The sequence below is a fragment of the Pseudomonas sp. JUb42 genome (assembly GCF_024807945.1).
Lineage (GTDB): Bacteria > Pseudomonadota > Gammaproteobacteria > Pseudomonadales > Pseudomonadaceae > Aquipseudomonas.
Map to the genome: position 1 here is coordinate 159,608 of NZ_JANUFD010000012.1, position 13,282 is coordinate 172,889.

Consider the following 13,282-nt stretch of genomic DNA (forward strand, 5'->3'; position numbering starts at 1 on the left):
AGGCAATTACATCGCAAAATCCAATGCGAATTAAAGATGGAGCAAGCAGAAGTTACTACGTCTGCATAATAATGCGTTGACCGCAGAAGTACACTGACTCAACAAAATTGGCTCATAGCCCTCGATGGCCGACTCACCAACTTAAAAAAATTATAGCCATCCAATACGGATGCAGGAGCGTTTCGAATGTTCATTAGAAATATGCGTATAGGCGTGAGAGCTAGTTTAGGATTCGGATTGGTTGCTCTGATGTTGATATTGGAGGGCGGCTTTTGCTTGAAAGAGATGGCGTCCGTTAGGTCGAGTGCTGAGATCATTGAAAGGCAGTGGATGCCAAAGATTGAAAGTATGCATGATGCCAGTGATAACATCATGACTATTCGCATGGAAGCCCTGCGTCTAATGGCAAGCAATAATATGGATACTCATCGGCAAAGCTTGAGTATTATCGCGGGTGAGCGTAAAGAGCTGCTTAAGCGTCTTGAAGACTACAAACTGTTGACTCAAGATAAAGCAGATCTGGCATTGCTTGCTGAAGTTTATCAAGCTTTTAACGACTATCAGCGCAATCTTGACCAACTGATCACGGCAATCCAGGCTCAGCAGGTCGAGCAAGCCCAGATTATTGTGAACAGCCAAATGGCGCCGTTGGGGTTCAAGCTTGAGAAGTATTTTGAGACCCTCATTACTCAAAATCAGCAAGGCGCCTCATCAGCAGTAGGTGATGCGGGTAGACTTTACCAGCAGACGCAGAAAGTCGTTGCGGCTGTTGTGGTCATCGCAGTTCTGTTAACGCTTACACTCGCATGGCTGTTGACCTCCAGCATCGTCAAGCCTATCCGGGAAGCTTTGGGTGTGGCGCAGATGATCGCGGCGGGTAACCTTGGAAGTGATATCAGTAGTGCCGGGAGCGATGAGCCGGCGCACCTATTAGATGCGTTATCTGTGATGCAGCAAAACCTTCGTTCGACCATTCAAGGTATCAGTGAGTCATCGCAACAGCTGGCCTCGGCGGCGGAAGAAATGAGCGCAGTGATGGCGCAGAGTACTTTAAGCTTGCAAGCTCAAAATGACGAGATCGAGTTGGCCGCGACGGCGGTTAACCAAATGAGTACTGCGGTGGAGGAAGTGGCCAGCAATGCCGTGTCGACATCGCAAGTCTCAAAAGCTTCAGATGTGGACAGTCAGCACGGACATCGGCAGGTAAAAGAAACCATTGACTCAATACAGGGACTCGTTGATGGGGTGATGGGGGCATCTGATCAGGCTAAAGGGTTGGCTACTCGGGCACAGGACATCAGTAAAGTCCTTGAGGTGATCCGAGCGATTGCCGATCAAACGAATCTTTTGGCGTTAAATGCAGCAATCGAAGCCGCTCGTGCAGGAGAGGCGGGGCGAGGGTTTGCTGTTGTAGCCGACGAAGTCCGTTCGCTTGCCCAGCGCACGCAGAATTCAACACAGGAGATCGATACCATGATCAGCAGTATCCAGGCTGGTACCTTGGACACGGTCGGCGCAATGCAAGACAGCGCTACTCATGCTGAACAAACGCTAGAGCGAGCAAGTAGCGCTGGCTTGGCGTTAGAAAAGATCACTGTAGCCATCTCTGAAATTAACAGGCGCAACCTGGTCATCGCCAGCGCCGCCGAGCAGCAGTCTATAGTGGCTCGTGAAGTAGATCGCAGTCTGGTGAGCATTCGTGATCTATCAGGCCAAACGGCGGCTGGAGCCACACAAACCCTGGCTGCAAGTCAGGAGCTCTCGCGCTTAGCGATCGACCTAAACGGCCTGGTGACGAGGTTTGTAATGTAGCTGCCCTGGGCAGCTTTAGGTGACGATTCACTGGTGTTGCGGCTGATCTGGAAAGCTGTTCTGCCGATCGAAAACTGAACCAGGTGTTCAACTGCTTCTGCTCACTGTTTGAGCAGGAGAACACGGGGTTTTTGATTTGCAGCCTGAGCTTCTCGGATTGATAGTGCGTGTTCAGCGACCCTAGGATGAGCACAGCGTTGCTGGATAGGCTGCCACATTATTGCCGTATCGCTGAGCGGTAGAAGAGGGTAAAGGTGTCGCGAGTACCTTTTCGAATATATACATACAGTTATCTAAGATGCTTACTCCAGCGGATAACGATACGACACCCTTAGTGGCAGATTTTTAAATTTCGGTGCCTTGGTTAACTCTCAGCTTGGCATTTTTTTGCTCAGTCAGGTGGGGTAATAAACCAAAAGGTTATATGAATACTTACGCATAAATATATTGCCGCTCTTATCAGAAGCATTTTGTGTTTGAGGCGCATAGATGCCTTCCAAAAAGACAGTCTGACAGTTGATGGATTATCTAATATACGTCTAATGGGGGAGCTTGCCAGATGACCGTTTTTGTGCGAGGACTAGGATCAAGGCTGAATGCTAAGCCTGAAACCTTAATGTGAGTGACCTCTGTCAGTCATTGAGCGTGTTCGGAGTTCACCTCCGCTTTTACTGTGGCGACCAATTTGAGATAGGGGCCATTGTCGGGTGAGCTATTTTTTAATAATAAAAGCTGCTTGAGGCGCTCCGTGGCCGTAGTTAGTTCTGACAGAGCATTGAGGAATGATTGATCGGGCTTGATAGATTCCTTCTGCATAAGATCGATCTTGTCAAGAAGAAGGGTGTAGCTTACGTAAAGATCTGTTAAGTCTAACATGAAACACCTGCTATTCCTTACTGTGATAGATTGAAAAACTTCAATGCTACATGAATGCTCGCAACCGGTGAGCCTTGGAAGATTGGAGCCTTGCTTGCGAGAGGCAAGCGCTGGCACCAAAAGATCGTCTATATAGAAAACTTTGCCACCATAGAATTTAGTTCAACTGCCAAACGCGATAGTTCTTGACTGGCCGCGTTCGTTTGACTTGCCCCAGCCGCCGACTGCGCTGCTAGATCCCGGATATTTACCAGATTGCGGTCGACCTCGCGTGAAACTTGAGCTTGCTCTTCGGATGCGCTGGCGATTACTAGATTTCGCTCATTGATATGGGAAATAGATTCGGTGATTTCCTCTAGAGCCGCACCTGCAGCCTGTGCTAATTCTAACGTAGAGCGCGTGCGACTGGTGCTGGCTGTCATGGATTGTACGGCTTGTCCTGTTCCACCTTGAATACCCACTACCATTTGCTCAATTTCTTGAGTCGATTGTGCAGTACGGTGAGCCAATGCTCTTACCTCATCGGCAACAACCGCGAACCCACGTCCTGCCTCACCTGCTCGGGCTGCCTCGATAGCGGCATTTAAAGCCAGCAGGTTAGTTTGTTCTGCAATTGACCGAATTACATCAAGTACAGTACCGATTTCGCGACCCTGCTCCGCAAGTCCCTCTATCAGGATGGTGGTTGTCTGCACATCGTTCGTCATCGCCTGGATGGCCGCCACCGTTTCTGCGACTTTAGAACGTCCGCGTAGCGACGTATGAGCTGAGTTTTGTGACGACTCTGAGGTAGATACTGCATTTCTTGCTACCTCTTCAACTGCGGCGGTCATTTCATTGACGGCTGTTGCCGCTTGTTGAATTTCATCATTTTGTCGCTGCAAACCACGGGATGACTCATCAGTAACTGCGGTTAGCTGCTCTGCAGCAGAGGCTAGCTGCGTGGCTGAACCTGAAATTTTCTGGATTGTTCCTCGTAAATTGGTTTGCATTGTAACTAGCGCGCCCAGCAGCCTGGCCGGTTCATCTTTACCCGATATAATGATCTGTTTCGTCAGGTCACCTTCTGCAATCTGGTCGGCAGCAAGCACCGCAGCCGCCAAGGGCTTGACGATGCTTCCCGTCAATATCCACGCGAGTAGAATTGTAAGTAGTACGGCTGATATAGAAACTATGACCACCGCGTGGGTAGCTGAATCATACTGTTTGCCCGAGAGTTGAGATGCAATAGCAGCATTGTCTTTGTTCAGTCTTATAATTCCCGCGACCTGCTCAATCACCTGATCCCCGGTAGTTCTGAGTGTGGTGTTTATGATGTTGCGCATACTTTCTGTATCATCTTTCTTAGAAAGCTCGAAAACTTGATTTTGTATTGATAGAAAATTTATGAGGTTTTTATTGAGCGCGGCGTATAGCGCTTTCTCGTCTGATTCAGCAGGCAAAGCAGCATAACTTTCCTTGTCTCTGCTAAGTTTTTTAATTAACTCAGTCGTTGTGGCTTCGGACTGCTGTAACGTCGCCAGGTCTCTGTTAAGTATCATTCGAAACATACTGTTGCGAAGGCGCATTATGTCTTCGTTAACATCCGCGAGGAAGCCAATGCTTGGTAGCATGTTAGTCTCAAGTGCTACTGTCGCTGAACGGATGGTTTTCATGCGGTCTATAGCAAAAACACTTAAGATAATTACCAAAATAGCAATAAATGAAAAGCCTAGGAAGGCGCGCGGGGCGATACTTATATTCCGTACAGACATAAGGCTTCTCGGTTCGTCGGCGGTGCATTGATTTGAGTCTGAATATATACAGCGCGCAATCAGGACACAAGAAGGTAGATGAAGAAATTTTCATCATGGCTATGCACCACTATATTCCACGTATAGGAGAGAGCATCGCAAGACGCTTCAAGTCTGTGCATGCACGTGTTTGACGATAGTATTATTCGAATTGGGAATAGTATAGGGGGTTTAGAAGGCGAGGGCAGGGTAAGGTTTGAGCTGAAAAAGTAATATTCGAAGTACTGATAGTACTAGTGCAATGAGTAAGAATGGATCCAAAAATATCCGTTTTTATTCTGCGTACTGTTATGTGAGTGCTGAGTGAGGTCAGACGGCTTGACTAAATTATAATATTGCTCCAAATTCGCGTTGACGTACTTTGCCCCCACTACTCGGACTGAAGCACGAGATGCGCAAGATAGAAAATAACGCTTTGCGTCAAGTTTTTTTTAGCCACGCCGAAACGAAAATTAGCATGATCCGGTCGAGGGAAGGTCGTCCCGATATTTTACTTAAGCTGTTGTTGGAAAATGTCGAAAGTATGCTGTGGGCTGACGTCATTGGCGAAGATGAAGCGGCAGAGCTGTATAGTAGAGCTAACGAAGCCCTTTTAGGTTAGAGAGTGATGTTCGGCTAGCCGCTAATGAGTATATGAAGTCTGTAAATACGCTAATTGGACATACATAAAGATGTGCCATCTACCAAACTGCGGATGCTTGTAGTACCTCTCTTTCCGCATCAATATTGAACTGTGTGACGACGCTGTCGTTGCTTGCCTGCGCAACCACCTGCCTTGGCGTGGTAGCAATCATCCCAGTCGATATCCCATCAGTATGCTTCGTCCAGCAGCGAGATCAAGGTGCTGGCACGAACCCAGTTCTGGGTAATCCAGGCTCACAGTCGGCTCACGGAAGGTGCCCTTACGTCGAGAAAATCGTGATTACCTCTTGATCGATGCATATGCACTGATATGATCTGGTCGATTGGGCGTTGGCCCGGGCGTCTACGCATCTATTGGAGAGTTATCGTGAACCAGAACGTTGATCCACCCGCGAACCAAAGACTGATCCTGGTGGTAATCTGCCTTGTGTCATCCTTGGTCATGCTCGACACGAATCTTGTAGCGGTGGCTCTCCCGACGCTAGCCAGCTCACTGAATGCTGACTTCGCTGACGTCCAGTGGGTCATCACCGCTTACGTTCTTCCCTTCGCCGCCCTGCTTCTCGCCGCTGGATCATTCGGCGATAAAGTTGGGCGCCGCCTCAGCGCAGTCATCGGCATGGTGACGTTTGGCGCTGCATCTCTCGCTTGCGGACTGTCTATTTCGCCACTGATGCTCAACATTTCGCGCGCAGTCCAAGGGGCCGGGGCAAGTTTGCTGCTTACGGCGTCACTTGCAGTCATCAACCATACTTTTAACGGAGCAGATCGTGCGAAGGCTTATGCATTCTGGGGCGCGAGCCTGGGTGTAGCGATTACCTGCGGCCCGATCCTGGGCGGCGTTATTTCCAGCCTATTTGGGTGGGAATGGGCGTTTCTGATCAATGTTCCGCTCTGTTCTGCTTTAGTCATTGCCACACTGAAAATCATCCCAGAGTCTAGTGATCCAGACGCGAAGCGCCTTGATTTTGCGGGGATACTGACTTTCAGCTCCGGCCTGTTTCTACTGACTTGGGCGGTCATTGATGGCAACGCTCTGGGGTGGCTCGCACCGGCGGTACTGTGGCGTGTGCTTGGTGGTATCGCCTTGCTCGTTCTGTTTGTGATTGTCGAAAAACGTCAGGCTAATCCTATGTTGGATTTTGAGATATTTCGTCCTGTCTATTTTCGAGGCACCGTAGCGTCCATGGTTGGTTATGCGGTAGGAGCGCAGGTGATGATTTTTTACCTACCGCTTTACCTGCAAAATGCCTTTGGCTTTGCTCCAATGACAGCTGGGTTTTCGATGCTTCCATTCGCGCTTCCGATGTTTCTTGTTCCGCGCCTAAGCGCCAGAATCACCTTGCCTTCCAAATCCATTCTCTCGTTCGGGCTGTGTATTACGGCCAGTGGCAATGTGCTAATGGCGCTACTGTCTGATGCTAACTCCTCTTACGCATTATTCGCATTGGCTATGATCGTTGCGGGCACCGGCGCCGGCATTCTAAACGGCGAAACCGCAAAGGCGGTTCAGGGCGCACTACCGGCAAACAGATCGGGTGTAGCTTCCGGTATAGCGTCGACAATTCGGTTCACCTCCCTCCTTTTCGGCATTGCTGCGCTAGGCGCGATTCTCTTGTCCGCGATGCTTAAGAGGTTTGTCCCGAGCACAGAATCTCTGGGAATCTCGGCCGTCGATGCTATAGGGATTGCCAAACGGTTCTCGGCTGGAGACGCAGAATCAGCGCTTTCTACATTACCTCCAGCGCTCAGAGACGGTGTAGCCTTATCGCTTCGCTCGGCCTTCGAGGCCGGGTTCGGCAGTGCAGCATGGGCTGCAGCTGGGTTTGCAGTGGTATGCCTGGTTCTTACTCGACGGCTGATGGTCGGGAGTCCGAGCGACGTTTCAGAGGCCAGGGCGGCTGAGGCATTGTTTGTTGCAGATGAATGAGCGAGAACTTCTGTCCTTATTCGTTGTGCCAAAACCAAGGTGAGATGCACACTGTATTGATCCATTATGAGAGGTTGAAGGAGATTTCATGACTACTCAGTGCTTGTGCACGAGCGTCCGTCGCCTGGCCCGTCGGATGACGTCAGTGTATGAGGCGCATCTGGCACCTCACGGGATTAGCGTCCCTCAGTTCTCGATCCTCCAGCGGCTACACCAGTTGGCGCCGGTTGCGAATTTGGAGTTTGCAGCTCAGATGGGCATGGATCGGACAACGTTGAGTCGTGGGATCAAGCCTCTAATCGCCGCGGACTGGATCGAGACCGTGGTGATGCCGGAGGGCACGATTGATAAGCGATCGTTTGGACTGCAGTTGACTTCTGCCGGCATGCATAAATACAAGGCGTCACATTGCGCTTGGGTCGCGGCTCAAGCTGAAACTCGAAAGATACTGGGCCCTGAACTCTCGGACGCCTTGTTATCCACGACTCACGGTGTTTATGAGGCGCTAGGGCAACACGCGATTTAAAAAAGCGAATAGGCATTGCGGCGCGGTGCTTAAACTCTTTACTCCCATGCGGCGCTTGGGCATTTCATACCAACTTCGTTCGAAAGAAGGGGGGAGATAGCTGAAGCGGTCGGCCCATTCTGCCTCTGGGATTCAGCATTAAAGTCGATGGTTTCCGTGTGTTATGCGAGAGCTCCTACCGTCAGTTTTTGATACAAACGAAGCGCTGATCACAGACCATTGGGCCCATATGGTTTATGGCATGTCTGCGATCAGGAGTAATCCTATCCCACGTCCATCGTGATTCGCCGCAGCATGACCACCAAAATGATCGACAACTGGCTGCCGCTTTAGGCAACACCGTCGGCACCAGCGCTGCCAGTTATTGCCTCTCTGACGCCCTCGCTAAAACGACTGAGGCGTTGGCAATCATTGAACTGGTTCTTCATGCCCTGATATGTGCGAGCGGGGAGGGGCGCTGCCATCTCCACCGCAACCTATGCGTCTGAGCAAAGTGCCTTTGCAGACATCTCTATTCCCGGCTGCGGGGGACTCGTCGATGATCCCGGTATATATCTGGGAGCACCTCTATGACTCGTATCGATCTACGCCACGTTGACCTTAACCTGCTCGTCATTTTTGAGATGATTATGCTTGAGCGTAACGTTACTCGCGCGGCGGAACGGCTATTTTTAGGCCAGCCCGCTGTGAGCGCCGCGTTGACGCGCCTTCGCATGTTGTATAACGACCCACTTTTTGTACGCAACGGCCGGAAAATGGAACCAACAGTAAGGGCCGTTGAAATTGAAGCTGTTCTGCGACCAGCGCTCGACTCGATTTCAGATGCTGTCAGCCATACCAGCCAGTTCGACCCGGCCACCAGCAAAGACGTCATTCGGCTTGGGCTTAGCGATGATGTAGAGCTTGCCTTACTTCCCCAACTGATGCGCTGCCTCGGCAACGATGCTCCGGGCATGGTGGTCGTAATCCGCCGAACGAATTACCTCACGATCAACCAACAGCTTTTCTCCGGGGAGATTTCGTTAGGTATTTGCTATACCGGTGACCTACCAGCCAATGCCAAACGAAGAACATTACGCCGTAGCAGGTCAGTTATGGTGCATGCTGACCTAGTAGCCAACGAGCCGATCAGCTTGGAGGAGTATTGCGCGCGGCCTCATGCATTGGTGTCTTTCGCGGGTGATCTGAGTGGATTCATTGACGAAGAACTGGCTGGCATCGGGCGTTGCCGTGAGGTAACTCGCGCTATACCTCAATTTTATGGGCTTGGCACATTGCTCCCTGGTACTAAGCTGATTGCTACCGTACCGGATTACGCGGCTGCCGCACTGACGGCCAACGGACAGCTTCGAAGTGAAGAGCTGCCATTTCCTGCTCCCGTTTATGATTTATCTATGGCTTGGAGCGCTACCCAAGATCTGGATCCGGCTCAACGCTGGCTACGCGGGAAGGTGCTGGATTGCCTGGGAGATGCGCAATGACGCCCGCGGTCTCCATACGTGATCTATACAAAACTTATGACTCTGGGTTTCAGGCCCTTAAAGGCGTGAATCTTGACATTTTTCCAGGTGAAATCTTCGCCTTACTTGGGCCCAATGGCGCAGGTAAGTCGACCTTGATTGGGGCCATATGTGGGCTAGTCAGGCCCAGCAGTGGAAGCATCGCGATTGATGGCCAGCCACTTCCTCAGCATTATCGAGAAGCCAGGGTCAAAATCGGTCTTGTACCGCAAGATCTCGTAAGCCAAGGCTTTGAAAGCGTTTGGTCGGCAGTACGATTTAGTCGCGGATTGTTTGGCAAAGCACCGGACGCGGCTTTGCTAGAGCGCTTGCTGCGCGAGCTATCGCTTTGGGACAAGCGTGAGGCGTCCACTCTTGAGCTGTCGGGGGGAATGCGTCGGCGAGTCATGATTGCCAAGGCGTTGGCACATGAACCCACTATATTGTTCCTCGATGAACCGAGCGCTGGGGTCGATATCGAGCTTCGCATGGACATGTGGGCTATGGTTCGTCGCTTGCGGGATAGGGGTGTCACCATCGTGTTGACCACCCACTACCTGGAAGAGGCAGAGCAAATGGCTGATCGCATCGGGGTGATCAGCGATGGGCAGCTCAGACTTGTTGAAAACAAAGCCGCCATGATCAGACGGCTGGGACGCCGTCGAGTGCATATATCATTGACCTATCCGTTAGCCATTATCCCAACTGCCTTTAGTTCGCAGCATGCCAGCCTTGATGAAAACGGACGCGAATTGATCATAGAGATAGGAGGCGAGCAATCAAATATCGAGCATATCTTGAACCATCTCTCTGCCGCGAAAATCAGGTTTACCGACTTGCGAACGTCCGAAAGCTCTCTTGAGGATATCTTCATCAACATACTGCGGAGCACACAATGAACTGGTATTCGATTGGCGCAATTCTACACTACGAAATCAGCCGAGCGCGTCGTACATGGTTGCAAAGCATCGCTGGCCCTGTAATTTCCACGGTATTGTATTTCGTGGTTTTTGGCGCAGCTATGGACTTCCCTTTAAAGGGTACCGCTGGAATTTCCTACGGGGCATTCATCGTACCAGGGCTGACATTGCTGACAGTTGTGACTCAGAGCGTCTCAAACGCCGCTTTTGGTATATACATGCCTCGGTATTCAGGAGCGATTTATGAGGTGCTTTCGGCACCATTGCTGCCGGCTGAAATCATTGTGGGCTATGTGGGGGCGGCTACAATAAAATCGGTGGTGCTTGGATTGCTGATTGTGCTGACGGCCAGGCTGATCGTTCCCTTTGAAATAGCTAACCCTTTCTGTGCTTTGGCGATCCTGATCCTGACTGCACTATCATTCAGCCTATTAGGTTTTATAACCGGCCTTTGCGTGGATGGTTGGGATCGGCTCCAATTGGTGCCGTCACTTATCATTACGCCGTTGACTTTTCTCGGCGGGTGTTTTTACTCCCTGTCGGCTCTACCGAGCGGCTGGCAAACCCTGAGTTTCATGAATCCGCTGGCCTATGTGGTAGACCTCTTTCGCTGGAGCTTCTATGCGACCTCGGTATTTAATCCGGCTATAGACTTCATGTTATTAATCATTTTTTTAATGTGCTGTCTGGGGGTAGTTAGGTTAATCTTACGCTCGGGCTACCGGCTTCAGATTTAGTAAAGGTCGGTGGCGAAACTCCCGCCATCGACTTGGAAACCCGTCACAATGATCGAACTGTTTGAGGTTTGTGGGGCAGACCCGAAACTAGTGTTCTCACCTTTCTGCTGGCGAGTACGCTTGGCGATGGCTTTTAAGGGGCTACCGTTCGAATCAAGACCCATTACGTATTCCGACAAGGCTGCGATAGCGTTTTCAGGACAAGATTTGCTACCAGTTCTTCGCGATGGCCAAAGCATTGTTCACGACAGCCTTTCGATTGCTTGCTACCTGGATCGACAATACTCGCGGGCATCGCTGGGTTTAGAGGGCATAGCTAAGCATCGCGCAACTCTCATCGACAGGTTTGCTCACCAGGATCTACTTATAGGGCTATTTCGGCTTCTGGTTTTGCGAATATTGCCCTTATTGTCACTTGAGGACGCTTGCTATTTCCGGAGTAAACATGAAGGATTATTAGGGTCGTCCTTGGAGGCATTCGCCGATCCATCCACAGGAGTGCAGTTAGTCGAGAGCGCACTTCAACCACTTAAGGCCCAATTACAGCTAACGCCGTTTTTTGACGGTGATGAGCCTGGTGCAGTCGATGTATTGATTGGGGGGTTCTTCTTATGGGCGTGGGTGTTGCGCCTGGAGATTTGGGAGAACCATCCGGGGATTGCGAGGTGGGTCGAGAGGTTAGTTGCTCGTTATGAGGCTGTTCAAGGAAAAATTCACCGTGCCCCATGCACGGTGCGTTAATCAGCCAAACATTATGTCACACCATGTCTTACGCCCCATTGACTAGCTCGATCGGCTCGTTGCGGACAGGAACCACGCCCGTCCCTCAGCCAAATCAGTCCAATCATCGAGCTGTCCGCTTGTCGCATTATCGCCAGCCTCATCGACAAGGCGTTTGGCCTCGTGGAGTGCTTGTACAAGAGCGACATTATCGTTGTAGAGCTCAGCCAACATTTCTGGGGCAGCTATAGAGTCACTATTGCTATCTTTAATGCGTTGATAGCGTGCGATATCACCGATAGAGCGAAGGGTTGAGTGCCCGGTTTTACGAACTCGCTCGGCAATTTGATCGGTTGTACCCAGTATCTCAGTAGCCTGATCGTCAAGCATCAGGTGATACTCTCGAAAGTGAGGCCCCTGTACATGCCAGTGAAAGTTCTTTGTTTTCATATAAAGCGCGAAGCTGTCTGCGAGAATTTTGTTGAGCGCGTCAACGGCAAGTTCGGTATTCACGTCGAAGAGACTTGCAGGTGGTTGAGCGATCGAGTTCGCTTGTGCCAATTTACTTCTCCTGGTAAATATTCTGCGCACACTGACGGCGCCGCTGCACCGTCAGTGTGCTGATTTCAGCCGCGAATAAAAGCGAGCAAGTCAGCATTGATTTGGTCGGCGTTTGTGGTCGGCATGCCATGCGGAAGACCAGGATAGGTCTTGAGGATGCCATGTTTCAGAAGTTTGGCAGCCAAGGGCGCGGAATCTGCGAAAGGTACGATTTGATCGTCTTCACCATGCAGTACCAGCGTCGGCACTTGGATCGCTTTCAGGTCTTCGGTGAAGTCCGTTTCCGAGAATGCCTTAATGCAATCGTAATGAGCTTTTGCGCCACCCATCATTCCTTGGCGCCACCAGTTATCAATCACACCTTGTGATACTTTGGCGCCGGGTCGATTAAAACCGTAGAAAGGCCCTGTAGGGACGTCCACATAAAATTGAGCTCGGTTGGCGATCAGCGCGGCACGGAAACCGTCGAAGACCTCCAAAGGTAAACCACCTGGATTTTTTGCAGACTTGACCATAATTGGCGGCACTGCGCTGAGCAACACAGCTTTTGCGACGCGGCCAGGCTTGGCGCGTGCGGCGTAGCGAGCAACTTCACCACCCCCAGTCGAATGGCCAATGTGAATGGCGCCCTTGAGGTCAAGCGCATCGGTCAACTCGATTACATCGTTAGTGTAAGTATCCATTTCGTTGCCAGTCCACGTCTGCGTAGACCGACCATGCCCGCGACGGTCGTGAGCAATAACTCGATAGCCCTTGAGCAGGAAGAACATCATCTGATTGTCCCAATCATCCGAGCTTAGTGGCCAGCCGTGATGGAAAACTACGGGAGTTGCCTCTTTCGGCCCCCAGTCCTTGTAAAAAATCACGGTGCCGTCTTTGGTCGTAATCGAGTTCATGGCGTCTGTACCTTGAGAAGTGGATGATGTTAAAAGGCTGCTAGTCGCAGCGTTGGTGACTGCTGAAAAACTGGAAAGCGGTATAAAAAATCCTGCGGCCAAAACAGCCGAGCCTGTCATCACAGCTCGACGCTGAAGATCTACCTTGCGATCAGTGTTGTCCATCAAAGGCCTCATTACATTTTATTTAACATTGAGGGCTGGAATCTGAAGATTTCAGAATCTCAGCGGCTTACGCTATTTGCTATTGGTCGTTACTACAGGGATCGAGGATTCTCAGATAATGGTGCTCATCTGTATCCACAGTGCTATCGTTGGCAGTGTTCAAGGCCAGAATGATTTTCTAACGATTGGAATTTATCGTAGTTAG

Annotated in this window: 12 protein-coding genes and 1 pseudogene; 9 read left to right on the plus strand and 4 right to left on the minus strand. The window is 50.7% G+C overall.

Translation table 11 applies throughout. The annotated features are described in order from the left end of the window. Positions 1 to 201 precede the first annotated feature (201 nt). Positions 202 to 708, plus strand: a pseudogene (locus M2401_RS34710) (MCP four helix bundle domain-containing protein); the annotation flags it as partial. A gap of 63 nt (positions 709 to 771) precedes the next feature. Continuing rightward, complete coding sequence (locus M2401_RS34715; protein WP_409033973.1) at positions 772 to 1,812, plus strand: methyl-accepting chemotaxis protein; 1,041 nt, start codon at positions 772 to 774, stop codon at positions 1,810 to 1,812. 636 nt (positions 1,813 to 2,448) lie between these two features. Here M2401_RS34715 and M2401_RS23130 read toward each other — a convergent pair. Both M2401_RS23130 and M2401_RS23135 read right to left on the minus strand, forming a co-directional pair. After that, the gene (locus tag M2401_RS23130) at positions 2,449 to 2,688 is read right to left on the minus strand and encodes a hypothetical protein (protein ID WP_259106166.1); all 240 of its coding nucleotides are present in this window, start codon (positions 2,686 to 2,688) and stop codon (positions 2,449 to 2,451) included. A 128-nt stretch (positions 2,689 to 2,816) separates the two neighbouring features. Next, the gene (locus tag M2401_RS23135) at positions 2,817 to 4,442 is read right to left on the minus strand and encodes a methyl-accepting chemotaxis protein (protein WP_259106167.1); all 1,626 of its coding nucleotides are present in this window, start codon (positions 4,440 to 4,442) and stop codon (positions 2,817 to 2,819) included. A 430-nt stretch (positions 4,443 to 4,872) separates the two neighbouring features. Here M2401_RS23135 and M2401_RS23140 point away from each other — a divergent pair, with 430 nt between their 5' ends. From M2401_RS23140 to M2401_RS23170, 7 genes are all read left to right on the plus strand, one after another. Next, positions 4,873 to 5,082, plus strand: coding sequence for a hypothetical protein (locus M2401_RS23140; protein WP_259106168.1), 210 nt, complete (start codon positions 4,873 to 4,875; stop codon positions 5,080 to 5,082). A gap of 408 nt (positions 5,083 to 5,490) precedes the next feature. Next, a complete protein-coding gene (locus tag M2401_RS23145; protein ID WP_259106169.1) occupies positions 5,491 to 7,053 on the plus strand; it encodes an MFS transporter in 1,563 nt (520 codons plus the stop codon). Between the two features lie 136 nt (positions 7,054 to 7,189). Continuing rightward, positions 7,190 to 7,579, plus strand: a complete 390-nt coding sequence (locus tag M2401_RS23150; RefSeq protein WP_259106288.1) for a MarR family winged helix-turn-helix transcriptional regulator — start codon at positions 7,190 to 7,192, stop codon at positions 7,577 to 7,579. A gap of 569 nt (positions 7,580 to 8,148) precedes the next feature. Then, positions 8,149 to 9,060, plus strand: coding sequence for a LysR family transcriptional regulator (locus tag M2401_RS23155; protein WP_259106170.1), 912 nt, complete (start codon positions 8,149 to 8,151; stop codon positions 9,058 to 9,060). Then, entirely contained in the window at positions 9,057 to 9,977 is a 921-nt protein-coding gene (locus M2401_RS23160; RefSeq protein ID WP_259106171.1) for an ABC transporter ATP-binding protein, read from the plus strand. The genes M2401_RS23155 and M2401_RS23160 overlap by 4 nt, the downstream gene beginning before the upstream one ends. Further along, positions 9,974 to 10,735 carry an ABC transporter permease gene (locus M2401_RS23165; RefSeq protein WP_259106172.1) on the plus strand — a complete coding sequence of 254 codons (762 nt, stop codon included), beginning with the start codon at positions 9,974 to 9,976 and terminating at the stop codon, positions 10,733 to 10,735. The genes M2401_RS23160 and M2401_RS23165 overlap by 4 nt, the downstream gene beginning before the upstream one ends. A gap of 48 nt (positions 10,736 to 10,783) precedes the next feature. Next, complete coding sequence (locus M2401_RS23170) at positions 10,784 to 11,476, plus strand: glutathione S-transferase (protein ID WP_259106173.1); 693 nt, start codon at positions 10,784 to 10,786, stop codon at positions 11,474 to 11,476. A gap of 42 nt (positions 11,477 to 11,518) precedes the next feature. Here the strand turns inward: M2401_RS23170 and M2401_RS23175 are convergent, their stop codons facing one another. Together M2401_RS23175 and M2401_RS23180 are read right to left on the minus strand one after the other, a co-directional pair. Beyond that, a complete protein-coding gene (locus tag M2401_RS23175) occupies positions 11,519 to 12,016 on the minus strand; it encodes a Dps family protein (RefSeq protein WP_259106174.1) in 498 nt (165 codons plus the stop codon). Between the two features lie 65 nt (positions 12,017 to 12,081). Further along, positions 12,082 to 12,912, minus strand: coding sequence for an alpha/beta fold hydrolase (locus tag M2401_RS23180; protein WP_259106290.1), 831 nt, complete (start codon positions 12,910 to 12,912; stop codon positions 12,082 to 12,084). Positions 12,913 to 13,282: the final 370 nt, after the last annotated feature.